Annotated in this window: 19 protein-coding genes and 1 pseudogene; 5 read left to right on the top strand and 15 right to left on the bottom strand. The window is 65.9% G+C overall.

Features of this window, described 5'->3' with window-relative positions; translation table 11 throughout:
• Positions 1-269: 269 nt before the first annotated feature.
• Together glpK and OK351_RS04795 are read right to left on the bottom strand one after the other, a co-directional pair.
• The gene (gene glpK / locus OK351_RS04800; RefSeq protein ID WP_265156320.1) at positions 270-1,793 is read right to left on the bottom strand and encodes a glycerol kinase GlpK; all 1,524 of its coding nucleotides are present in this window, start codon (positions 1,791-1,793) and stop codon (positions 270-272) included.
• 104 nt (positions 1,794-1,897) lie between these two features.
• Positions 1,898-3,604 (bottom strand): glycerol-3-phosphate dehydrogenase/oxidase, encoded by a 1,707-nt coding sequence (locus tag OK351_RS04795; protein ID WP_265156318.1) that lies wholly within the window; start codon positions 3,602-3,604, stop codon positions 1,898-1,900.
• Between the two features lie 162 nt (positions 3,605-3,766).
• Here OK351_RS04795 and OK351_RS04790 point away from each other — a divergent pair, with 162 nt between their 5' ends.
• Both OK351_RS04790 and OK351_RS04785 read left to right on the top strand, forming a co-directional pair.
• Entirely contained in the window at positions 3,767-4,720 is a 954-nt protein-coding gene (locus OK351_RS04790; RefSeq protein WP_371931378.1) for a sugar-binding transcriptional regulator, read from the top strand.
• A gap of 10 nt (positions 4,721-4,730) precedes the next feature.
• A complete protein-coding gene (locus OK351_RS04785; RefSeq protein ID WP_265156315.1) occupies positions 4,731-5,597 on the top strand; it encodes an alpha/beta fold hydrolase in 867 nt (288 codons plus the stop codon).
• A 130-nt stretch (positions 5,598-5,727) separates the two neighbouring features.
• Here OK351_RS04785 and OK351_RS04780 read toward each other — a convergent pair.
• Positions 5,728-6,120 (bottom strand): annotated as a pseudogene (locus tag OK351_RS04780) (VOC family protein).
• A gap of 46 nt (positions 6,121-6,166) precedes the next feature.
• A complete protein-coding gene (locus OK351_RS04775; RefSeq protein WP_265156313.1) occupies positions 6,167-7,126 on the bottom strand; it encodes a TetR/AcrR family transcriptional regulator in 960 nt (319 codons plus the stop codon).
• Between the two features lie 57 nt (positions 7,127-7,183).
• Here OK351_RS04775 and OK351_RS04770 point away from each other — a divergent pair, with 57 nt between their 5' ends.
• From OK351_RS04770 to OK351_RS04760, 3 genes are all read left to right on the top strand, one after another.
• Positions 7,184-8,101, top strand: coding sequence for an ABC transporter ATP-binding protein (locus OK351_RS04770; protein ID WP_306349467.1), 918 nt, complete (start codon positions 7,184-7,186; stop codon positions 8,099-8,101).
• Positions 8,098-8,877, top strand: coding sequence for an ABC transporter permease (locus tag OK351_RS04765; RefSeq protein WP_265156309.1), 780 nt, complete (start codon positions 8,098-8,100; stop codon positions 8,875-8,877). The genes OK351_RS04770 and OK351_RS04765 overlap by 4 nt, the downstream gene beginning before the upstream one ends.
• Positions 8,878-8,999: 122 nt before the next feature.
• The gene (locus OK351_RS04760; RefSeq protein ID WP_265156308.1) at positions 9,000-10,439 is read left to right on the top strand and encodes a glycosyltransferase family 2 protein; all 1,440 of its coding nucleotides are present in this window, start codon (positions 9,000-9,002) and stop codon (positions 10,437-10,439) included.
• Positions 10,440-10,445: 6 nt separating this feature from the next.
• Here OK351_RS04760 and OK351_RS04755 read toward each other — a convergent pair whose 3' ends face one another.
• The 11 genes from OK351_RS04755 to OK351_RS04705 all read right to left on the bottom strand — a co-directional run bounded on the left by OK351_RS04755 (position 10,446) and on the right by OK351_RS04705 (position 23,388).
• Complete coding sequence (locus tag OK351_RS04755; RefSeq protein ID WP_265156306.1) at positions 10,446-12,395, bottom strand: primosomal protein N' family DNA-binding protein; 1,950 nt, start codon at positions 12,393-12,395, stop codon at positions 10,446-10,448.
• A gap of 23 nt (positions 12,396-12,418) precedes the next feature.
• A complete protein-coding gene (metK, locus tag OK351_RS04750; RefSeq protein ID WP_265156304.1) occupies positions 12,419-13,624 on the bottom strand; it encodes a methionine adenosyltransferase in 1,206 nt (401 codons plus the stop codon).
• Between the two features lie 100 nt (positions 13,625-13,724).
• On the bottom strand, positions 13,725-14,927 hold the full coding sequence (gene coaBC / locus OK351_RS04745) for a bifunctional phosphopantothenoylcysteine decarboxylase/phosphopantothenate--cysteine ligase CoaBC (protein WP_265156302.1): 1,203 nt from the start codon (positions 14,925-14,927) through the stop codon (positions 13,725-13,727).
• Between the two features lie 70 nt (positions 14,928-14,997).
• Positions 14,998-15,255, bottom strand: coding sequence for a DNA-directed RNA polymerase subunit omega (gene rpoZ, locus OK351_RS04740; RefSeq protein WP_265156300.1), 258 nt, complete (start codon positions 15,253-15,255; stop codon positions 14,998-15,000).
• A 10-nt stretch (positions 15,256-15,265) separates the two neighbouring features.
• Complete coding sequence (gene gmk / locus OK351_RS04735) at positions 15,266-15,829, bottom strand: guanylate kinase (RefSeq protein WP_265156299.1); 564 nt, start codon at positions 15,827-15,829, stop codon at positions 15,266-15,268.
• 3 nt (positions 15,830-15,832) lie between these two features.
• Entirely contained in the window at positions 15,833-16,168 is a 336-nt protein-coding gene (mihF, locus tag OK351_RS04730; protein ID WP_265156297.1) for an integration host factor, actinobacterial type, read from the bottom strand.
• Between the two features lie 138 nt (positions 16,169-16,306).
• Positions 16,307-17,149, bottom strand: coding sequence for an orotidine-5'-phosphate decarboxylase (gene pyrF / locus OK351_RS04725; protein ID WP_371931377.1), 843 nt, complete (start codon positions 17,147-17,149; stop codon positions 16,307-16,309).
• Positions 17,133-20,411, bottom strand: coding sequence for a carbamoyl-phosphate synthase large subunit (gene carB, locus OK351_RS04720; protein ID WP_265156292.1), 3,279 nt, complete (start codon positions 20,409-20,411; stop codon positions 17,133-17,135). The genes pyrF and carB overlap by 17 nt, the downstream gene beginning before the upstream one ends.
• Entirely contained in the window at positions 20,411-21,580 is a 1,170-nt protein-coding gene (carA, locus tag OK351_RS04715; protein WP_265156290.1) for a glutamine-hydrolyzing carbamoyl-phosphate synthase small subunit, read from the bottom strand. Before carA ends, carB begins: the two co-directional genes overlap by 1 nt.
• The gene (locus OK351_RS04710; RefSeq protein WP_265156288.1) at positions 21,580-22,086 is read right to left on the bottom strand and encodes a PH-like domain-containing protein; all 507 of its coding nucleotides are present in this window, start codon (positions 22,084-22,086) and stop codon (positions 21,580-21,582) included. Before OK351_RS04710 ends, carA begins: the two co-directional genes overlap by 1 nt.
• A complete protein-coding gene (locus OK351_RS04705; RefSeq protein WP_265156286.1) occupies positions 22,087-23,388 on the bottom strand; it encodes a dihydroorotase in 1,302 nt (433 codons plus the stop codon). It abuts the gene before it with no gap.
• Positions 23,389-23,391: the final 3 nt, after the last annotated feature.

Here is a 23,391-nt window from a genome sequence, read left to right as displayed (position 1 = left end):
GGTGTCTCGACTTGGCCAGCAGTAGCCCCGGTTACGGTATCGGCGCAAAGCACAGCCACACCCCGCCAGCGGGATGCTGGCGGGGTGTGGCTGTGCTTTGAGGATGTGCTCTATCTGACCGGCTCGGTTGGGTCCGCTCACGGCCACAGTCGGTGCGCGTTTGCCCACGGTTTTCACGCTATTGGCCGGGGCCACCTGGTCAATACCCGGCCTCGACCGGCCGGCAGACGCTGGAGGCGGTGGACCGGCATGATGCGACCGCAGGGACGCTAATCCGCTTTCGTATCCTCATCCACCCAGTCGAAGGTGCGGGTCACGGCCTTCTTCCACAAGCGCAGGCTGCGTTCACGCTCCGCCTCGGCCAGGGCCGGGTGCCAGCGCTTGTCCTCGGACCAGTTCGATTCCAGTTCACCCAGGTCCTTCCAGAACCCCACCGCTAGCCCGGCAGCGTAGGCCGCACCCAGGGCGGTGGTCTCGGCGACCTTGGGACGGACCACCGGCACCCCGAGGATATCGGCCTGGAATTGCATGAGCCGCTCGTTGGCCACCATGCCGCCATCCACCTTCAGTTCGGTCAGCGGCACCTCGGCGTCGGCATTGACCGCGTCCAGGACCTCGCGGGTCTGGAATGCCGTGGCTTCCAGGGCGGCCCGGGCGATGTGGTGCTTGTTCGCGTAGCGGGTCAGTCCCACAATGGCACCGCGGGCATCGGAGCGCCAGTACGGGGCGAACAGGCCCGAGAAAGCCGGGACGATGTACACCCCTCCGTTGTCCTGGACCTGTTCGGCCAGTTCCTCGATCTGCGCTGCGGTGGAGATCATGCCGATATTGTCGCGCAGCCACTGCACCAGCGAGCCGGCCACCGCGATCGAGCCTTCCAGCGCGTAAACCGGGGCCTGCTCCCCCAGCTTGTAGGCCATTGTGGTCAACAGGCCATTGCTGGAGTGGACGATCTCGGTGCCGGTATTGAAGATCAGGAAACAGCCGGTGCCGTAGGTGTTCTTGGCACTGCCCGCGGTGAACGCCGCCTGGCCGAAGGTCGCCGCCTGCTGGTCCCCCAGGATCCCGGCAACCGGGGTCTCGCGCAACAGCTGGTTGGTGTGCACCCTGCCGTAGATCTCCGAGGAAGAGCGGATCTCGGGCATCATCGAACGCGGCACCCCGAAATCCTTGAGGATTTCTTCGTCCCAGTCCAGGGTTTGCAAATCCATGAACAGGGTGCGCGACGCGTTGGTCACGTCGGTGACGTGCACCCCGCCGTCGGTGCCGCCGGTCAGGTTCCACAGCACCCAGGAGTCGGTGGTGCCGAACAGCAGGTCCCCGGCCTCAGCCCGTTCACGCACTCCGGGGACGTTTTCGAGGATCCATTTGATCTTGGTGCCCGAGAAGTAGGTGGCCAGCGGCAGGCCGACCCGCTTCTTGTAGCGGTCGATCCCTTCCTGGGCGGTGAGGTCATCCACGATCTGCTGGGTCCGTGTGTCCTGCCAGACGATCGCGTTGTAAACCGCCTCGCCGGTGTGCCGGTCCCAGACAACGGTGGTCTCGCGCTGGTTGGTGATTCCCACTACTTCGATGTCGTGACGGGTCAGGTTCGAGGTGGACAGGGCCTGGCCGATGACTTCGCGGACATTCCTCCAGATCTCGTTCGCGTCGTGTTCCACCCAACCGGCGGCGGGGAAGATTTGTTCGTGTTCCTTCTGCCCGACGGAGACCACGTCTCCGGCATGGTTGAAGACGATCGCACGTGAACTGGTGGTGCCCTGGTCAATGGCCAGGACGTACTTCGAACTCATGGATGGCTTTCCTCAATTCCTTCAACAGCATGACGGCACCGATGCCGCCAAGAATACCGTCTTTGACAGGGCCGGTCACCGGTGCCCTGGACGATGGTCGAGCCCTAGATGCCGCCGGTCGCCCGCCGGGCTCGGGCGAATTCCACCTCATGGCTCTGGCTCATCACCGTGATCGTTTGCTCGATTTCGGCCTGGATCCGGGATTCATCCCATCCCATGGGGGTGGCAAGGCTCGTGGCCACTTCGCCTATCAGGGCCTCGGTCACCAGCCCCCGGAAGGCCAGGTTGGTCCGGCGGATGAACACGTCGACGAGTTTGCCGACCTGTTCGTGCTCGGCCATGTAGGCCAGTTCCTCATGGGACAGCTCGCGGGTGTGTTCCAGCAGGTGCTCGGGGCCTCCGAGCAGATCCATGACTTCGTCCGCACGGGTGCCGTAGCGCTGAAGCAACACCGACAGGCGTTCCCTGCTGGCCCTGCCGGTACGCCGGGCGTACCACTGTTCCAGCGCCTGATCGCCCAGCGGGTAGTCCTTGCCGCCGCCGATGGCTACCCCGTCGGTACCCTGCAGCTCGGTGGCCCGCAGGAAATCCAGCGCCTTGCGCCCCAGGTTGTCCCCCAGGGCACGGAAGGTGGTCCACTTGCCGCCAACCAGGGAGAGCATGGTCGTTTTGTCCGTCAGCCTGGTTTCACGCACCTGGTAGTCGCGGGAGACGAATCCAGGTGCGGTGTCATCATGGCGCGGCAGGGGGCGAACCCCGGAGAACCGGTAGACGATCGCGGAACGGTCCACATCGACCTTCGGGAACACGTGGTGGATCAGCTCGAAGAAGTAATCCACCTCCTCATCGGTGCACACGGCGGGTTCACGCATATCGTGTTCCAAGTCGGTGGTGCCCACCAGTACGCGATCCAGCATCGGGTAGATCAGCACGATCCGTCCATCGGAATGCTCGAAGAAGATCTCGCGTCCCCCGGTGGCGGCCAGCAGTTCGGGGCTGTCCAGGACGATATGCGACCCCTTGGTCCCGCCGGTCCACGAGGTGCTCCGCCCAAGCTGCCCGTTGGTCAGGTCGACCCAGGCGCCGGTGGCGTTGATGATCACATCAGCGGAGAAATCGAAGTCCTGTCCGGTCAGCTCGTCACGCAACCGTGCCTTGCCATCCTGGAATCCGCTCAATGACACATAGTTGCTCGCCCGGGCCTCCCGGTTGGCTGCCAGCCCGTCGCGCAGTACATCCAGGGTCAGCCGTTCGGGGTTGTGGACCGAGGCATCAAAATAGGTCGCGGTGTACTTCACATCCTGGCGCAACTCGGGCAGGTCCCGCCGAGCGGCACGGCCTCCCTTGAAGGTGTGCCACGGGGTATTGCGCCCGCCCACCCCGGCGAACACGTCGTACATGATCAGGCCCAGCTTGATCAGCACCGCACCGCGTTCGGTGGGTTTGCCCGACCGGTGGGTCAGGAAACGCATCGGTGCGGAGAGGATTCCGGAGAACGTCGAGAAGATCGGGATGGTGGTCTGCAACGGCTTGACGTAGTGCGGTGCGATCTCCAGCAGGGAATTGCGTTCCTGCACCGATTCGTGGACCAGCCGGAATTCGCCGTTCTCCAGGTAGCGGATACCCCCGTGGATCATGTGCGAGCTGGCACCGGAGGCACCTTGGCAGTAGTCGCCGCGTTCGACCAGTGCCACATCGATCCCCTGCATGGCCAGGTACCGGAAGGTGGCCACACCATTGATACCACCACCCACGACCAGCACCTGGGCCTCGGGTCGGTTACGCAGTTGCTTGAGCTGATCCCGGTTCACGTTTGCTTGCCCCTTTGATTGACTGGTTTCCACTCCTAGGAGCTAGTCTTGTCATCTTGGAACAAACAGGTCAAATGAAATGCACATATGTGCAGAATTGGTTTTCCCTTGCAACAATCACGCCGGAGAAGCGGCTACCAGCGTCCCGTTCCTGACACATCCGTGCAGGTCGAAGCGAAGGCACGCGATGCCTTGCGGGCCGCGCACCTGTACTACCTGCAGGATATGAAGATGGAGACCATCGCCCGCGAACTGGGCACCTCGCGCTCCACGGTCTCCCGGCTGCTTGCCTACGCCAAGCGCACCGGTATGGTGTCGGTGGAAATCAACCCCGCGGCCAATATCTCGGTCATGGCCGGGACCCAGCTCAGTGAACGCCACGGCATTGGAGTGCAGGTGGTGCCGACCGACGGCTCGTTGGATGACGCCCAGGTGCTGCAACGGGTGGCGGCCCACGCCGCCTATGTGCTGGGCACCATGGTCTCCTCCTCCATGGTGGTCGGGGTGGCCTGGGGGTCGACCATGCAGGCGCTGTCGGCGGCGTTGGGCACCCACCCGACCCATGACACGGTGATCGTGCAGCTTAACGGCGCGGCGAATCCGGTCACCAGCGGCGTGGGCTATGCCAGTGAGATCCTCAGCCGGTTCGGCCAGGCCTTCACCGCCCGAACCGAGCAGTTTCCGGTGCCGGCGTTCTTCGACAGGGCCGCCACCCGTGAGGCGATGTGGCAGGAAACCTCCGTCAAGCGGGTACTGAAGGTCCAGCGGGACATGAATCTGGCGGTGTTCTCCGTGGGCGCGGCCGACGCCGAGGTGGTTTCACAGGTCTACCGCGGTGGCTACCTGCGTGAATCCGATGCGGCGCACTTGCAGGCGGTGGGCGTGGTCGGGGATGTCGCCACGGTCTTCTTCGACGCGCAGGGCAGAAGTGAGAATATCGACATCAATTCACGGTCGACCGGCCCGGCATTGGATGCGTTGCGCCAGGTGCCGAGCCGATTGTGCGTGGTGGCCGGGCGCAGCAAGATCAGCGCCGTACGCGGGGCTTTGGCCGGTGGCTTAATAACCGACCTGATCATCGACGAAGGCGCCGCCCTGGCCCTGCTCGACGGTTAATATTATGGGTATGAGCCTTCGTGAAGTACTTGTATCCACGCACCACCATCAGGGTTCCACCATGAAGGTTTTCAGCTACCCCAGCCCGAGCGCCACACCGGCCGGTGTCATCCTGGCGGTGCACGGGTTCCGCGGCGACCACCATGGCCTGGACCGGATCACCGGGTTGTTGCCAGAGTATACGGTGATCGTTCCGGATCTGCCCGGCTTCGGGTCCTCAACCGCCATGAAGCGGGAACATGACGTGCAGGGGTACGCAACGGTCCTGGACCTGCTCTGCCGCGAATTGGATCTGGGGAACCACGTCATCCTGCTCGGGCATTCCTTCGGTTCGCTGGTGGCGGCGAAATTGGCGACCCTGCGTGAATTCGCCGCACTGGTTCTGCTCAATCCGATCTCCGAGCCGCCCCTGGAATCCTCCCAGTGGCTGGCCGCGTCAGGGGCGGGGCTGTTCTACTCGGTCTGTGCCCGGATGCCGTCAAGGATCGGCGAACGGATCCTGCGATCGCAGCTGATCACCGATGCCATGAGCGCCTTCATGACCAAGAGCAGGGATCCGCTGGTTCGCCGCTATGTCAGGGACCAGCATCGGGCCTACTTCTCCGGGTTCTCCAACCGGCAAACCCTGTCCGAGGCCTATCGGGCCTCGATCAGCCACACGGTACAGCAGTGGGCACCGGAGATCGCCGAACCGGTTCTCATGGTGGGAGGGGAGAAAGACGAAATGGGCAGTCCGGCCACCCAGGAGCAGCTGCGGGCCAGCTTCCCGGACGCCGAACTGGTTATGCTTCCCGAAGTCGGGCACCTGATCCACTATGAAAAGGCCGGGGAAACCGCCGCGGCCGTGCGGTGCTTCCTGCAGCGGCTGCGATCCTAGGCAGGCCGGCGGCCAGCATCCTTGGGCGGATACGCGCGCGGGCGGTGCCGGACGGTTCCCGCCGCAATGCCGTGGTGCGGATGGGCGGCCGGTGTCGGACGGTTCCCTGCCCGGGGTGCAGGATCCAGTTTCATGACCCGTCAGCGACGATTTCGACCTTGAAGCCCGCCGTGTTCTCCAGCCATCCCGCGTAATGGCCAGGCCCGCCCGCAGACGGATAGCGATCCTGGTACAGGGCGTGCCAGCCGTGCTCGGCAGCGGCCCTGATGATCGCGTCAACACGTTCGACCGGACCGCCCCTGAATGCGATGTGGTTGACCCCCGGTCTGCGGCGATCATGGGCTGTTTGCGAAAGGTTCGGGGAGGCGGTCAATGTGAGATACGCGCCATCGCCGGACCAGGATTGCCCTCCGGGCTATTCATCCGCAAGAGTGAACGGCAATCGCTCCGGAAGCCAACCCCAGGTGCTCCGGGCCTCCGCAAGATCGGCGACCCACACCTCCACTTGATGGAATCCCGGCATATGATCACTCTCCCAGCTCTCCACGGATGCGTTCGGCACATGCGACTTACCTGCCCTGGAGCCTGTCCCGGGCGGCCGTCGCGGCCTGGGCGCGGGCCTTTTCGGTTTGCCGCAGCACCTTCCGGGCCGCGGCCAGCGCCTTCTGCGCCTCGCGCATCGCCTTGTCGGCGGCCTTGAACCGCTTGTCCTCAAGCAGCTGCGGATCCTCGATGCTGTAGGCCGGTGGCTCGGGCGATGGCGTTTCATGCCCGCCGGCCTGCTGCAGGTGCAGCTCGATTCCATCCAGCAGCCGGTGCAACCCGAAGGACATCGGGTCGTACTCCGAGGTGAAGACCTGCGCATCGATGACTTGGCGCAAATGCGGGTAACCCGCCTCGTCGATGACCGCGTCGAAGAACTCTGCCTCGCGCCGGGAGAACTGGTCCTCGTCCAGCCCCTCACGCAGCGCAGTCTGCCGGTAGCCCACCAGCACCATGCCGCACCACCGCGCCTGCCCGGAAATGGCCAGGGCCACCGCCAGGCGTTCGGCCTGCGACAGCCCGGTTTCGCGCAACACCCCCAGGGCGGCGTCGAGCCAGGCCGAGTTGTTCGGGGTGATCGGCGAGCCGTTTACCGGTATCGACAGCAGCCACGGGTGGTTGACATACACCTGCACCAGTGCGTTGAAGATCCCTGTCAATCCGCTGCGCCAATCCCCCACCGGCCCATCGGGTACCGGAGGCAGTCCCACGGCTTCCTCTTCCATGAGCAGCAACAGGTCGTCCTTGGCGGTGACGTAACGGTAGAGCGACATCGGGGAGAACCCCAGGGACTTGGCAACCGCGGCCATCGACACCGCGCCCAGCCCCTCGGCGTCGGCGATGGCGACCGCGCTTTCCACGATCCGTTCCACACTCATTTCCCGCTTCGGACCGCGCTGCGGGCTGGCGGCCACTCCCCAGGCCAGGGCCAGTCCCCTGGGCAGTTCAGGCAGTTCGGTGCGTGGCTGATTGGTGTTTTCCGGCATGATCCCAGCATACGTTGTGTATGTCATAAACAGTGTGTTATTCTCATAAACAGTTTATTGGATACACAGATGGGTTGGGTCATGGAATACGCCATCGAGGTCAGGGGTCTGCGCAAGAGCTTCGGCACGCAGCAGGTGCTGCACGCCGTGGACTTCCATGTGAAACCCACCCAGATCTTCGCACTACTGGGCTCCAACGGGGCCGGGAAAACCACCATCATCAAGATCCTGAGCACCCTGCTGGCTGCCGACGGCGGCACGGCACGGGTTGCCGGGGCGGAGGTGGGCCGTGAGCCCGAACGGGTCAGACGGGCGATCAGCCTCACCGGACAGTCCTCGGCCGTGGACGAGGCCCTCACCGGTGAGGAGAACCTGGTGATGTTCGGCCGGTTGCGTGGGCTGGGCAAGCTGGCGGCGCAGCGGCGCGCCGCCGAGCTGTTGGAGGAATTCGAGCTGCAGGACGCGGCCCGCAAGCCGCTGCGCAGCTACTCGGGCGGGATGAGGCGGCGGCTGGATCTGGCCCTGAGCCTGGTCCTGCGCCCCGAGCTGCTGTTCCTCGATGAGCCGACCACCGGGTTGGACCCGCACAGCCGGCGGCGGCTGTGGAAGATCATCGAACAGCTTTCCCGGGACGGGACCACCGTCCTGCTCACCACCCAGTACCTGGACGAGGCCGACCATCTGGCCGACCATATCGCGGTACTGCACGAGGGGCGGATCGCAGCGCATGGCAGCGCAGCCCAGCTGAAGTCGGCACTGACCGGCCAGAGTGTCCAACTGCACGATGATGCGGGGGGACTACGTGCGCAGCATGCCACGGACGGTTCGCTGCGTGGGCTGCGTGACGCGTTGGACGGATTCCTCGGCCAGGGCCTGGAGGGAACCGTGGCCCTGTACTCCCCCACCCTCGACGATGTCTATTTCGAGATCACCTCGCGAAGCAATACCGTTACCGGACAGGGAGAGCAGCGATGAGCACCCACCACTTGGCCCGCGTGCGCCACACGGCCCCGGAATGGCTGTTCACCATTCGCAGCCTTCGCCATTCGCTGCGTGATGGTGAATCCCTGCTGCTGGCCATCGTCCTACCGGTAATGTTGATGCTCTTGATGACCGCCGTTTTCGGCGGGGCCCTGGACCCGACCGGCTCCTATGTCGACTTCGTCGCCCCGGCGATCATCCTGACCTGCGCCGGTTTCGGTGCCTCCACCACCTCGGTCTATGTGGCCAATGACCTGAAATCCGGGATCGTGGACAGGTTCCGGTCCATGCCCGTGCGCGCCTCGGCGGTCCTGACCGGGCATGTGCTGGCCAGTGTGCTGCGCAACCTGCTGGCCACCTCCATTGTGCTGGTGGTGGCAGTGCTCGTGGGATTCCGGGCCGGTGGCACGTTGCTGGATTGGCTCGGTGCAGCGGCCCTGATTACCGGATACATCCTGGCCATCACCTACCTCTTTGCCGCCATCGGGCTGGCCGCCTCCAGCCCGGAAAGCGCCAATGGCTACGGGTTCATCCTGCTCTTCCTGCCCTACCTGTCCAGCGGGTTCGTTCCCCTGGAGTCCTTGGTGTCCTGGTTGCGTCCGCTGGCCACCTATCAGCCGATGACCCCGATCATCGACACCATCCGCGCGTTGATGCTGGGCGGGGACCCGGGCAACCAGTGGATCTGGGCTGTCGGCTGGTGCCTGGCGATCCTGCTCTTCTCGGTCATCTTGGGCAGCTGGTTTTTCCGCCGCCGCACCCGCCGTTGAGCATTTCCCGAACCCCCGCTGCCGACCGGGAGACTATGGCCCGCCCCGGCGGGAAGGTACTGTGTATCCAATGGCCGGGCATCGGCCGGCAATCGGTATCGGAAGAGGTTGGGATCCTGCCCATGTTCCAGGCAAAGGTGGGTTCGCTGCGCAGGCGGGCCGGACGGCTGGTTTCGCAACTGCTCCAGGGACGGGTCAACACGCTGGATACCGGACCCAGCCGCAGTGCCGCTACCGCGCGGGTGGCCGTCATCGTCCCGGTCTACAACGCCATGCCCTACCTTGGTGAGCTGCTCGAATCCCTCACCGCCCAGGACCTGGATGCCGGGCACTTCGAGATCGTGCTGGTCGATGACGGATCCACCGACGGCAGCGCGGCGCTGCTGGACCGCTTCGCCCGGGAGCACCCCAACGTCCGGTTGATCTGGCAACGCAACAGCGGCTGGCCCGGGCAACCGCGCAACCGGGGCATCGCCGCGTCCCGGGCCGACTACGTGTTCTTCGCCGACGCCGATGACGTCATGGCCCCGCAGGCGCTGCGCTCCATGGTGGACTTCGCCGACCTGCACCTCAGCGACATGGTCTTGCCGCGGATGGCCGGGCTTCACGGGCGCCGGGTCAACCAGGCCATCTTCGACAGGACCCTGGTCGATGCGCCCTTGCGCACGGTCTTTGCCACCCTGTCACCGCAGAAGCTCATCCGGCGTCGGTTGCTGCAGGAACATGCACTGCTTTTCCCGGAGGGCCGGGTCCGCCTGGAGGACGGCATGCTCATCTCCAGGTGCTACCTTGCGGCCGGACGGGTATCGATCCTTGCCGAGCAGGACTACTACTTCCTGCGGGCACGGGACGACGGGAACAATATCAGTGCCCGGCGCAGCCATCCGCACAGCTACACCGCATCGGTGCACACCATCGCGGGCATCATCGAGCAGGGTTGCCCCGATCGGCAGCTGGCCGGTGAGCTGGTCCTGGATCTATACCGGCGCAAGATCCTGCGAAGCTACCTGCCGGCACGGTTCCTGGCGATGACTCCCCAGCGTCGACGGCTCACGGTCACGGCCCATCGCCAGTTCGTGGAACAGCACCTGCCAACGCACCTGGAAGCCGGATTGCCCTACCCGTTCCGCGAACGCTCCGAACGGGTCCGGCGCGGGGACATGCGCGGCCTGGTGGATCTGGCTGCCACCGAGGTGGTCCTGGGCCAGCAGTGGAAGCTGCAACCGGCGTCGGGGGCGCAACGGGGTTGGCTGCTGGCCGGGACCGGTGAACAGGTCAGCGCGGCACGGTTGCTGGTGCGCCCCAGGGGCGGGACGGCGGAGGTCGGGCTGGAACTGGAACGGGTCCCACCGGGTTTCGCGCTGTCACCGCAGACCGTACTGGCTGCACCCTTGGAACCGCGGATCCACGACCTGTACCTGCAACCAACCCACCACGGGGTGACAGGCACCCCGAAACGGATCGGTTCGCCCACCGGGCAGTTGGCTGCCGACCTGGGCCATGCTGGCATCTACACCACGCGCAACGGCTACCTGTCCCTGGATCTGCGCGCCGGGCGGTAGGCCCGGCTAAAGCACCTCGTCCGGATCCACGGCGATATTCACCACCGGTTCCTTCGCCGCGGACATCCTCGCCCGCAGTGCCCGCAGGGCCGCGGTGACCTGTGCGCCATCGGCGTAGCTGAAGAACAGTACATAGCGGTGCTCGTGGGATTGCTCGTTGATGGCCGGCCCGTGCACCCGCACCGGCACTGTCAATGCGGCGACAAACCGTTCGGCACCGGGACCGCTGATGATCGCCGAGCGGACCGCCGGTGGCAGGCCGACCTGGTGGCGTTCGGCCAACTCGCGTTCGGCGAATCCGGCCGGATCCCAGCGCACCAGCGCGGCACCGGCCGGCGTGGGATTTCCGGTGAGCACCACGACCCCCTGGGCGCGGGCCAGGGCCGCTGCCGTGAACCAGCGGGCCATGACCTGCTCGGCATTGCGCAGTGAGTCATGGGCCATCATCTTGTCGGCATCCAGCAGCAACACCGCCCCGTAGCCTGCCGCTGCCGTCGGCTCGGCACCCGGGGTGGCGACCACCAATGCCGGCTTGTCCGGGACCTGGCGGACCGGTTTGGCTCCGGTGGAGGAAATCACCGGGACCTTGGCGAAGGCCTGTCCCAATTCCTCCGCGGTGCGATCCGCACCGATGCTGAGTGCCCGGATCCGCGGCGAGGAGCACTCGGCACACCGGTGGTTGCGGAAGAAGGTACCGCACCACTTGCAGTTCACAGCACCCCCGGCCCCGGACAGTTGCAGTGGTCCCTGGCATTCGGGGCAACGGGCATAGCTGCGGCAGTCCTGGCAGGCCAGCGCCGGCATGAAGCCGGTGCGGGCCACCTGGACCAGGACCGGGCCGGTTTCCAGTGCCTTGCTGGCCTCCCGCCAGGCCAGGGAGGGGATGCGGGCGTGGGCCAGCACCGGGTCGCGGTCCAACTCGAAGTCGCTGGTGGTCGCCGCCACCCGGGCGACCCGGGAGCGCAGCTCCTGGCGCGGCAGCTTGAGTTCCGCGGCCCATCCGGTATCCACCAGGCGTTGGGCTTCGACCGATCGGGAGCTGGAAGCCACCAGCAGCGAGCATCCGCTGTGCTGGCTGCGCAGCAGCACCACTTCCCGGCTGTGCTGGTACGGGGCGCGCTGCTCGCGGTGGGATTGGTCGTTGTCCTGCCAGATGATCACCAGTTCCAGATCCGGCAGGTGGCACAGGGCCGCGGAGCGGGTACCGATCACCAGGGGCACTTCCCCGCCGATGGCCCGCAGGAAGTTCCGGTAGCGCAGGGTCGGTCCGTCCTCGGCCTGCAGTCGTGCGTAGGCCGATTGGCCGATGGTCTCATCCAGGTATACGCCCAGCCGTTCCAGGTCCGCGGCATCGGGCACGATCACCAGCACCGCCTTGCCGCGGCCCAGTACTGGGCGGGCGGCGTCCAGGATGAAGCCCGGCCAGGAGCCGGGGAAGTTCGGTACCCAGCTGGTCACCACACGTTGCCGCCGGCCCTCGGCCAGCGCCTGGAGCAGCTCCGGACCACCCTCGTAGTGCGAAAGCTGGTTCGTCTCCACCTCGGGTAGCACCAGCTCGGCCGGTTCCCGGGTTTCCTTTTCCACCCGGGCGGCCCGCGGCGGGATTCCCTGGCGCACCACGTCCCACAGGGTTCCGGCGTAGCGTTCGGCAACCAGTTCGGCACATTCGAGCACCTCGGGGAACAGCACCCGGGTATCCGAGACGATCTTGCCCAGTTCGCGCAGTTTCATGACCGGGCGCACCTCGTGCTGCAGTTCGGTGATGAATCCGTCGAGCTGGCGCCCGGAGAACGGGACCTTGACCCGCATCCCGATTCCCGCCTGCTCGTGCAGGGAGGGCGGGACGATGTAGTCGAAGGGCCGGTCCAGGTGCGGGACCGGGGAATCAAGCAGCACCCGGGCCACCAGTTCGATTACCGGCGGCTCGGGTGCCGAGATCAGTGCATCCTGTTGCACCAGGTCATCCTCTTCCCAGGTGCCTAGGCGTTGAACCAGGCGCGCAGGGCCTCGACCTTGTCCAGCCGTTCCCAGCTGAAGTCGTTGTCCTCACGGCCGAAGTGTCCGTGGGCGGCGGTCTTCTGGTAGATCGGTCGCTTGAGGTCCAGCTCCTCGATGATGCCCAACGGGCGCAGGTCGAAGATCTCGTTGATGGCGCGGGTGATCTTGGCCGGATCCACGGTTTCGGTGCCGAAGGTCTCCACATACAGGCCCACCGGGGTGGCCACCCCGATGGCGTAGGCGATCTGCACCTCGACGCGGCGTGCCAGACCGGCGGCCACCACGTTCTTGGCCACCCAGCGCATGGCGTAGGCGGCGGAGCGGTCCACCTTGGAGGGATCCTTGCCGGAGAAGGCGCCGCCGCCGTGGCGGGCGAAGCCGCCGTAGGTGTCCACGATGATCTTGCGTCCGGTCAGTCCAGCGTCCCCCACCGGTCCGCCGATGATGAACGGGCCCGAGGGGTTCAGGATGATGCTGGTCTTCGAGGTGTCCAGGCCGGACTTCTCCAGCACCGGGCTGACCACCTCCTCGAACAGGTCGGCCTTCAGCGTCTCCAGCTCGTATTCGGCGGCATGCTGGCTGGAGACCACCACGGTGTCGACGGAGACCGGGGTGTCCCCGTCGTAGCCGATGGTGACCTGGGTTTTGCCGTCCGGACGCAGCAGCGGCAGGCGGGCGTTCTTGCGCACCTGGGTGAGTCGTTCGGAGAGCCGGTGGGCCAGGTAGATCGGGGTGGGCATCAGCGATTCGGTCTCATCCGAGGCGTAGCCGAACATCAGCCCCTGGTCGCCGGCGCCCTGCAGGTCGCGCGGGTCCTTGGCGGTGCCCTGGCGGGCTTCCAGGGAGTTGAAGACCCCGTCGTGGATCTCCTGGGATTGCTGGCCGATGGACACCGAGACACCGCAGCGGGCCCCGTCGAATCCGTTGGCCGAGGAATCGTAGCCGATGTCCAGGATGGTGCGGCGCACGATCTCCGGGATCTCGACGTAGCCGTTGGTGGTCACCTCGCCGGCGACATGGACCAGCCCGGTGGTGGTCAGGGTCTCGACGGCGACCTTCGAGTTCGGGTCCTGGGCCAGCATGGCATCCAGGATCGCATCGGAGATCTGGTCGCAGATCTTATCCGGGTGTCCTTCGGTCACGGATTCCGAGGTGAAAAGACGTAGTTCAGGGGTTCTTGAAGTCACGTTGTTACTCTATCTGGTCGCACGGACCGGTGGGCAGCTGGAGGGGCGAACGGTGAACACGTGCGACATGGTGCTGATCACGTATGACGCACGGTGACCGCTATATTGCGTTGGCCAGCTGGTTTATGACGATTCGGGCCACCTCGATTTTGCTTCCGGCGGCGTTCACGGCGGCTTTCCCGTCGGCGAAGAGGATCGTGGCCTCGTTGGTTTCGGCGCCGAAGGTCTTGGCCGCCCCCACCTCGTTGACCACCAGCATCTCGCACCCCTTCGTGGCCAGCTTGGCCCGACCGTAGTCCAGCACGCTGCCCTCGCCATCCCCGGTTTCCGCGGCAAAGCCCACGATCAATCGCGGCAACAACGGGTCGGTGTCGCGCGCGGTGACCACGTCGGCGAGGATGTCGGGGTTGCGTACCAGTTCGATCAGCGGTGCCGAATGCCCATCACGTTTCTTGATCTTGGCCGATTCGATGCTGGCCGGGCGGAAATCCGCCACGGCCGCGTTCATGATCAGTACATCCTGCCCCGGGGCGTGTGCGAAAACCGCCTCATGCAGGTCCAGGGCCGAGGAGGCCTGGATCAGCTGCACCCCGTGCGGGGCCGGAACCTCCAGGTGGGTGGCGATCAGGGTGACCTCGGCTCCGGCATCGCGGGCCGCCCGGGCCAAAGCCACCCCCTGGCGTCCCGAGGACCGGTTGCCCAGGTAACGCACCGGGTCCAGCGGTTCGCGGGTTCCCCCGGCGGTGACCAGCACCTTGCGTCCGGCCAGTACCGCCTCGCCGAGGTGCACCTGGATCTGTTCGAGGATCTGCTCTGGTTCCGGTAGCCGACCGGGGCCGGAGTCCTGGCCGGTGAGCCGTCCCACGGCCGGTTCGATGATATGCACCCCGCGGGAGCGCAGCATCGCCACATTGGCCTCGGTGGCCGGGTGCTGCCACATTTCGGTGTGCATGGCGGGGGCCATGACCACCGGGGCGCGGGTGGCCAGCAGGGTGCCGGTGAGCAGGTCGTCGGCCAGCCCGGAGGCGGCCTTGGCCAGCAGGTCGGCGGTGGCCGGGACCACCAGCACCAGATCGGCCTGTTGTCCCAGGCGCACGTGGTTGACGGTATCCACGGCGTCGAAGACCTCGGAGGTCACCGGGTTGCCGCTCAACGCCTCGAAGGTGGCGTTGCCCACGAACCGGGCCACGTTCGCGGTGGGAATCACGTCCACATGGTGGCCGGCTTCCCGCAGCAGTCGGAGCAGCAACACGGACTTGTAGGCGGCGATTCCGGCGGAGACGCCCAGCACGATTCTCTTCAAGAATGATCCTCTAGGTTAAAAGCGGATGGCGCCACCAGGTGTGTGGGGCGCCATCCGGGGTTCGTCGGTGCTACTCGGCTTCGGCCGGGGTGACCTTCAGCAGGCCCTCGTTGAGTTCACGCAAGGCGATGGTCAACGGCTTTTCGTTGAGCTTGGTTTCCACCAGCGGCCCAACGTACTCGAACAGGCCCTCGTTCAGCTGCGCGTAGTAGGCGTTGATCTGGCGGGCGCGCTTGGCCGAATTCAGCACCAGCGCGTACTTTGACTCTTCCTTCTTCAGCAATGAGTCAATTGAAGGGTTGATGATTCCTTCGAGGTTTTCAGTCACAAGACTCCCCTTATTTTTCGTTTAGCCCCATCAGGGCCACAAGCTCTTCGGCGGCACGCGACACACTGTCGTTGACAATGGTTACGTCGAATTCGGATTCCGCCGCAAGTTCCAGTTTAGCGGTTTCCAGGCGGCGCTGCTGCTCCTCGGCGGATTCAGTGCCCCGGCCCACAAGCCGGCGTACCAATTCATCCCAGGATGGCGGGGCCAGGAACACGAAGTGGGCCTCGGGCATGGTCTGCTTGACCTGCCGGGCACCTTGCAGGTCGATCTCCAGCAGCACCTTCTTGCCTTCGGCCACGGCCTGCTCCACCGTGGAGCGGATGGTGCCGTAGCTGTTGCGCCCGTGCACTACCGCCCATTCGAGCATTTCACCGGATTCGACCAGCTCACCGAAGCGTTGTGGGCCCACGAAGTAGTAGTGGACCCCTTCCACCTCCCCCGGGCGTGGATCACGGGTCGTTGCCGAAACCGACAACCAGACCTGCGGATAGTTCTCACGGATGTAGGTGGAGACGGTTCCCTTGCCTACGGCCGTGGGGCCGGCCAGAACTGTTACCGACGCTGGGGTCATTGACTACGCTTTCGTTTTGGGCGGTGATTGCTTGAAGTGCTCGGTGATGGCCACCCGCTGCTTGCGTCCCAGGCCGCGCAGGCGGCGTGACGGGGAAATCCCCAGACGTTCGAGCAGGTTGGCGGCACGGACTTCGCCCACACCAGGTACCGATTCGAGCAGGTCCATGACACGCATGCGACCCACTGCCTCATCTTCGTACACCAAGTCTAGTACTTCGGTGATGGAGATTTTGCCGGTGCTGAACTGGGCTTTGATCTCGGCGCGGCGGGTGCGGGCGGCCAGGGCCTTGGCACGGGCGCGGATCCGGTCTTCGTCTGAAAGTTCTCTCAGTACCATCGTCAGCCATCCTTCATCGAGTTGTGGACTAAGGCCATGTTGTCAACGTAACCAGCAATCGCCCTGATTGCAAGAGTAATCGCGCTGTGGCTACCAGAAACTTTAGTGGCCACAGCGCGATCTGACTACTTAATCCGCTTAACCCGCCGCGATGAGTTCGGCGCGGACCGCCTCGGCCCTGGCACGCAGGGTGGGCCGGTCCGGACCGGCCTGGAGGATATCGCGGCTGCTGGTGGCCAGCACCTGGCCGAAGGAGCCGGCAAAAGAGTCGGCAAGATCACGTGCCGTGGCCCCCTGGGCGCCGAGGCCCGGGGTCAGCAGCGGCGCCTTGGTCGCAGCCAGGTCGATGCCCAGCTTGGCCGGGGCGTCCCCGACGGTGGCGCCGATCACCAGACCCACATGGCCCAGGTCACCGGCCCCGGCGTTTTCCCGGGCGACCGCATCGATGACGGTCTTGGCCACCGAGGCGGCACCACCCACATGCTGCACGCTGGGCCCTTCCGGGTTGGAGGTGAGCCCCAGGATGAACACCCCCCGGCCGGTCCGTGCCGCCAGGTCGATCGCCGGACGCAGCGACTCGTAGCCCAGGTAGGGGCTCAGGGTCACCGCGTCGGCGGCCAACGGGGAGGAATCATCCAGCCAGGCGCTGGCGTACGCGGCCATGGTGGAGCCGATATCCCCGCGTTTGGCATCGGCCAGGGTCAGCAACCCCTGCGCCCGGGCGGCGGCCAGGGTCTGCTCCAGGGCGGCGAACCCGGCCGAGCCGAAACGCTCGTACAGCGCCACCTGCGGTTTGACGATGGCCGCTACCCCGTCCATGGCCTCGATGACGCGCAGCGAGAAGCGGAGCACCGATTCGGCGTTATCCTCCAGCCCCCAGGCGGCCAGCAGCCCGGGGTGCGGGTCGATCCCCACACAGAGCGGGCCGTTGGCCTCCATGGCCGCGCGCAGGGTGGTGCCGAAATCAGCCATGGTCCACATCCGAGAGCAAATCCGGGTGCTCCTGCAGGCTGGTGACATCCCAGCTGTAGTGGCGCAGTGCGCTGATCGCCTGCACCGCGGCACCGAACTCGGCCACGGTGGTGATGATCGGGGTGCCCACACTGGTCGCGGCGGCACGGATCTCGTAGCCGTCACCGCGGGCCTCGGAACCCGACGGGGTGTTCAGGATCAACCCGATCTCCCCCTCGGTGATCATGTCCACGATGTTCTCCCCGCCTTCGTGGACCTTCTTGACCACGGTGGTCGGGATGCCGTTGCGGCGCAGCGCCTGGGCGGTGCCGCCGGTGGAGACGATCTCGAACCCGTTGTCCGCCAGGTGCTTGACCGGCAACACGATCGAGCGCTTGTCGCGGTTGGTCACCGAGACGAAGACCTTGCCGGAGGTCGGCAGCGGGTTGTTGGCCGCGGCCTGGGACTTGGCGAAGGCCGTATCGAAGTACTTGTCGATGCCCATGACCTCGCCGGTGGAACGCATTTCCGGGCCGAGCAGCGAATCGACGACCTTGCCCTCGGGGGTACGGAAGCGGCTGAAGGGCAGCACGGCTTCCTTCACGGATACCGGAGCGGTTTCCGGCAGGTGGGTGCCGTCCCCGGTCACCGGCAGCAACACGCCACGCAGGTCGGCAATGCTCTTGCCCACCCCGATCATCGCCGCGGCCTTGGCCAGCTGCACGCCGGTGGCCTTGGAGGTGAACGGCACGGTGCGCGAGGCACGCGGGTTGGCCTCGATGACGTAGAGGATGTCCCCGGCCAGGGCGAACTGGATGTTGATCAGTCCGCGCACGCCCACACCCTCGGCGATGGCGCGGGTGGCCGCGGCCACCTTCTCACGCACCTCGTGGCCCAGGGTGATTGGGGGGAGCACGCAGGCCGAGTCACCGGAGTGGATACCGGCTTCCTCGATATGCTCCATGATCCCGCCCATGTACAGGTCGGTGCCGTCGAACAGGGCGTCCACGTCGATCTCGATCGCGTCCTCCAGGAAGCGGTCCACCAGCACCGGGTGATCCACCGTGATCTCGGTGGCGTTCTCGATGTAGCGGGCCAGGTTCGCCTCGTCGTAGACGATTTCCATGCCGCGCCCACCCAGCACGTAGCTGGGGCGCACCAGTACCGGGTAGCCGATCTCGTCGGCGATCCGCTTGGCGTCCTTGAAGGAGACCGCGGTGCCGTTCTTCGGGGCGATCAGCCCGGCGCCGTCGAGCACCTGCTGGAAGGCGCCACGGTGCTCGGCCAGGTCGATGGCCTCCGGGGAGGTGCCCAGGATCGGCACCCCGGCGGCCTTCAGCTCGGCGGCCAGCTTCAGCGGGGTCTGCCCGCCCAGCTGCACGAACACACCCAGCACGCCGCCGGATTCCTGTTCGGCGTGGATGATCTCCAGCACGTCCTCCAGGCTCAGCGGCTCGAAGTACAGGCGGTCGGAGATGTCGTAGTCGGTGGATACGGTTTCCGGGTTGCAGTTGACCATCACGGTCTCGTAGCCGGCCTCGCGCAGGGCCATCACCGCATGTACGCAGGAGTAGTCGAACTCGATGCCCTGGCCGATGCGGTTCGGGCCGGAGCCCAGGATGATGACCGACTTCTTCTCGTGTGCCGGCACCTCGGTCTCCTCGTCGTAGGAGGAGTAGAGGTACGGGGTGTAGGCCTCGAACTCGGCGGCGCAGGTATCCACGGTCTTGTACACCGGGCGGATCTCCAGGGCGTGGCGGACCCCGCGCACCACGGCCTCGGAGTTGCCGGTCAAGGTGGCGATCTGCGCGTCGGAGAAGCCGTGGCGCTTGGCCTCGCGCAGCATCTCGGCGTTCAGGTTCTTCGATGCGGCCACCGTGGCGGCGGTCTCGTTGATCAGCGCCAACTGGTCCAGGAACCACGGGTCGATGCCGCTGGCCTCGTAGAGGGTCTCGATGGACACCCCGGAGAGCAGGGCCCGCTGCACCAGGTGCAGGCGTTCGGTGGTGCCCACCTCGATGTCCTTGAGCATGCCCGGGATCTCCTCCTCGGACAATGGCTCGAAGGACAGCTCGCTGCCCTTCTGTTCCAGGGAGCGCAGCGCCTTCTGCAGCGCCTCGGTGAAGTTGCGGCCCAGGCTCATGGCCTCGCCCACCGACTTCATGGTGGTGGTCAGCGTGGCGTCGGCAGCCGGGAACTTCTCGAAGGCGAAGCGCGGGACCTTGACCACGACGTAGTCCAGGGCCGGTTCGAAGGAGGCCGGGGTTTGCTTGGTGATGTCGTTCTGGATCTCGTCCAGGGTGTAGCCCAGCGACACCTTGGTGGCGATCTTGGCGATGGCGAAACCGGTGGCCTTGGAGGCCAGTGCCGAGGAGCGGGAAACACGCGGGTTCATTTCGATGACCACGATGCGCCCGGTGTCCGGTTCGATGGCGAACTGGATGTTGCAGCCGCCGGTGTCCACGCCCACCTCGCGGATCACCGCGATGGAGATATCACGCAGTTTCTGGTATTCGCGGTCGGTCAGTGTCATGGCCGGGGCCACGGTGATCGAGTCGCCGGTGTGCACGCCCACCGGGTCGAAGTTCTCGATGGAGCAGACCACCACGACATTGTCGTTGGTGTCGCGCATCATCTCCAGCTCGTATTCCTTCCAGCCCAGGATCGACTCCTCCAGGAGCACCTCGGTGGTTGGCGAGTACTGCAGGCCGGCCCCGGCGATGCGGCGCAGGTCCTCGGCGTTGTAGGCCATGCCCGAACCCAGGCCGCCCATGGTGAAGGAGGGGCGCACCACGACCGGGTACTTCAGTTCCTCCACCGCGGCGAAGGCCTCGTCCATGGAGTGCACGATGATCGACTTGGCCGATTCGGCACCGCAGCGTTCCACGACGCCCTTGAACTTCTCGCGGTCCTCGCCCAGCTCGATCGCTTCGATGTTCGCGCCGATCAGTTCCACGTTGTACTTTTCCAGTACCCCGTTCTTGTCCAGCGCGATCGCGGTGTTCAACGCGGTCTGCCCGCCCAGGGTGGGCAGCACCGCATCCGGGCGCTCCTTGGCGATGATCTGCTCAACCACCTCGGGGGTGATCGGTTCCACGTAGGTCGCATCGGCGAACTGCGGGTCGGTCATGATGGTGGCCGGGTTGGAGTTGACCAGGATGACCCGCAGGCCCTCCTCCTTGAGCACACGCAGCGCCTGGGTGCCGGAGTAGTCGAATTCGGCGGCCTGGCCGATGACGATCGGGCCGGAACCGATGACGAGTACTGATTTCAGATCGGTACGCTTGGGCATTACTTGTTGTCCTTGTCTGCGAAGTTGTCCAGTACGTCGGCGAAGCGGTCGAAGAGGTTGGCCGCGTCATGGGGGCCGGATGCCGCTTCGGGGTGGTACTGCACCGAGAAGGCCGGGATGTCCAGGCAGCGCAGTCCCTCGACCACCTGGTCGTTGAGCGAGTAGTGGGAGACCTCCACGGTGCCGAACCGTTCGACGGGGGCGGTGAAAGTGCCTTCCAGCGGCGCGTCCACGGCGAAACCGTGGTTCTGGCTGGTGATTTCCACCTTGCCCGATTCCTTGACCTTCACCGGCTGGTTGATGCCGCGGTGGCCGAAACGCAGCTTGTAGGTGTCCAGGCCCAGGGCGCGGCCCAGGATCTGGTTACCGAAGCAGATGCCGAAGTACGGGATACCCGAATCCAGCACCGAACGCACCAGTTCGATCTGCGCGTTGGCGGTGGCCGGGTCGCCCGGTCCGTTGGAGAAGAACACACCGGTGGCGCCGGTGGCCTTGATGTCCTGAAGGGTGGCGTCATGCGGCAGCACATGCACCCGCATGCCGCGTTCGGCCAAACGGATCGGGGTCATCGCCTTGATGCCCAGGTCGATGGCGGCCACGGTGTGGCGCACTTCCCCGTCCCAACCGTGGTCCTTCGGCTCCACGAAGTAGGCCGCCTCGGCGGAGACCTCGGCGGAGATATTGCGTCCCTCCATGGACGGCTGGGCGGCGACCTCGGCCACCAGCTGGTCCACCGGGCGCTCGGCGGCCGGACCGGAGAAGATCCCGGCCTTCATGGCCCCGGCCTCGCGCAGGTGGCGGGTCAGCGCGCGGGTGTCGATACGTTCGATACCCACGATGCCGTTGCCGATCAGGTCCTCTTCCAGGGTGCGTGTCGATCGCCAGTTGCTGGGGCGGCGGGAGGCCTCGCGGACCACGTAACCGGCGGCCCACATCCGGTTGGACTCCGGGTCCTCGTCGTTCACTCCGGTGTTGCCGATATGCGGGAAGGTCTGCACCACGATCTGGTGGGCGTAGGACGGGTCGGTCAGGGTTTCCTGGTATCCGGTCATGCCGGTGGTGAATACCACTTCACCCAGGGTGGAGCCCACTTTTCCGTAGCTGCGTCCGCGGAAGATGCGACCATCTTCCAGAACCAGCACTGCATCTGGGGTGCTTTGAGTCTTCACTAGTTTGTCTCCTGCTCTGCCGCATCATCGAGGTGCGATGCCAGCAACTGATAAATCCTTGAGTTCTCCGCGTGGTAGCGGGCGCGGAACCCGGTGTCGAATTCGACCCCGTCCTTGGACCAGCCCACCACCAGCAGCCCGTCCTTTTCGACGAACTTCCCGGCCATGCCCGCCGCCCGGTTCAGCCGGGTCAGCGCCTGGTACGGGATGTGCACATCCGGGGCGCCGGAGCGCATGAAGTGCACCCCCCGCTCACCGAGGACCAGCTCGGCGTTGGAGCGGATCCCCAGCCGGTGCGCCGCGATGCGCTCCAGCCAGTCCTCACCGGCGGTGGTGGCCACGTACATGCCCTCGAAGCGGTGGGTTTCGGTATCCTCGAAGTTCGGATACGGTTCCGGGATCCCGCCCTGGCGTTTGACCCGGTTGCGCCAGCCCACGCCGATCAGGGTGATCGCGACGAGGATCACGGCCAGGGTGATGGCGATCGATACCGCGTACGGGTTCATCTACTGCCCGTTCCGCGGTGTGGCCAGCGCCCCGTCCAGCACCGTGGGGTGCCCGTGGAAGAAGGTGGCGGTGACCTGTCCGGGCAGTTCCATCCCGGCGAACGGCGAGTTGCGGCCCTTGGTTTCCATGGCGTAGGGGTCCACGATCCAGCGTGCGGCGGGATCCACCAGGGTCAGGTTCGCCGGTTCGCCCACGGCGATCGGTCGGCCCTGGTCGGCCAGCCGGCCGATGGCGGCCGGGGCGCTGGAGGTGATCCGGGCGACATCCGCCCAGGTGAGCAGCCCGGTCTCGACCAGCGTGTGCTGCACGATGGACAGGGCGGTTTCCAGCCCGGTCATGCCCATGGCCGCCGCCCCCCATTCGCAGTCCTTGGTTTCGGCGGTATGCGGGGCGTGGTCGGTGCCGATCACGTCGATGGTGCCATCGGCTACCGCGGCACGCAGGGCCGTCACGTCCTCGGCACGGCGAAGCGGCGGGTTGACCTTGTAGACCGGGTCGTAGCTGCGCACCAGCTCGTCGGTGAGGATCAGGTGGTGCGGGGTGACCTCGGCGGTGACCTGGATGCCGCGGGCCTTGGCCCAGCGGATGATCTCCACGGACCCGGCGGTGGATACGTGGCAGATGTGCAGCCGGGCACCCACGTGCTCGGCCAGCAGCACGTCGCGGGCGATGATCGACTCCTCGGCCACCGCCGGCCAGCCGCCCAGTCCCAGCACCGCCGAGACCTCGCCCTCGTTCATCTGGGCGCCCTCGGTCAGCCGCGGCTCCTGGGCGTGCTGGGCGATGACCCCGTCAAAGGCCTTGACGTATTCCAGGGCGCGGCGCATCAGCAGCGGGTCCCAGACGCAAATCCCGTCATCGGAGAACATCTTCACCGCAGCCCGCGAATCGGCCATCGCGCCGATCTCGGACAGCTGCTTGCCGGCCAGTCCCACGGTGACCGCACCCACCGGGCGCACATCCACCCAGCCGGCCCGGCGGCCCAGCTCGTACACCTGTTCCACCACGCCGGCGGTGTCGGCCACCGGGGTGGAGTTGGCCATGGCGTGCACCGCGGTGTAGCCACCCTTGGCCGCGGCCCGGGTTCCGGTTTCCACGGTTTCGGCGTCTTCCCGGCCGGGTTCGCGCAGGTGGGTGTGCGGGTCGACCAGGCCGGGTAGCAGCACCTGGCCGGCGGCCTCGATGATATGAGCGTCCGCGGCGTCGATACCGTCCTGGATGCGGGCGATCAGCCCGTCCTCGATGAGCACGTCTGTGGTGTTTTCGCCCAGTACGCTGGCGTTGCGAATCAGATACTTCATGGA

The organism is Glutamicibacter sp. MNS18, from assembly GCF_026107515.2.
In the GTDB taxonomy this organism is placed as follows: Bacteria; Actinomycetota; Actinomycetes; order Actinomycetales; family Micrococcaceae; genus Glutamicibacter.
The sequence above is the reverse complement of the archived record's forward strand: the minus strand, read 5'-3'. Positions and strand labels throughout refer to the sequence as shown.

Coding starts and splice junctions, on each gene's coding strand:
- OK351_RS04760 (WP_265156308.1), top strand. CDS start 9,000: ATGTTCCAGGCAAAGGTGGGTTCGCTGCGCAGGCGGGCCGGACGGCTG.
- gmk (WP_265156299.1), bottom strand. CDS start 15,829: ATGACCCCAGCGTCGGTAACAGTTCTGGCCGGCCCCACGGCCGTAGGC.
- mihF (WP_265156297.1), bottom strand. CDS start 16,168: ATGGTACTGAGAGAACTTTCAGACGAAGACCGGATCCGCGCCCGTGCC.
- OK351_RS04710 (WP_265156288.1), bottom strand. CDS start 22,086: ATGAACCCGTACGCGGTATCGATCGCCATCACCCTGGCCGTGATCCTC.
- OK351_RS04765 (WP_265156309.1), top strand. CDS start 8,098: ATGAGCACCCACCACTTGGCCCGCGTGCGCCACACGGCCCCGGAATGG.
- carB (WP_265156292.1), bottom strand. CDS start 20,411: ATGCCCAAGCGTACCGATCTGAAATCAGTACTCGTCATCGGTTCCGGC.
- OK351_RS04775 (WP_265156313.1), bottom strand. CDS start 7,126: ATGCCGGAAAACACCAATCAGCCACGCACCGAACTGCCTGAACTGCCC.
- OK351_RS04785 (WP_265156315.1), top strand. CDS start 4,731: ATGAGCCTTCGTGAAGTACTTGTATCCACGCACCACCATCAGGGTTCC.
- OK351_RS04705 (WP_265156286.1), bottom strand. CDS start 23,388: ATGAAGTATCTGATTCGCAACGCCAGCGTACTGGGCGAAAACACCACA.
- pyrF (WP_371931377.1), bottom strand. CDS start 17,149: ATGTGGACCATGGCTGATTTCGGCACCACCCTGCGCGCGGCCATGGAG.
- glpK (WP_265156320.1), bottom strand. CDS start 1,793: ATGAGTTCGAAGTACGTCCTGGCCATTGACCAGGGCACCACCAGTTCA.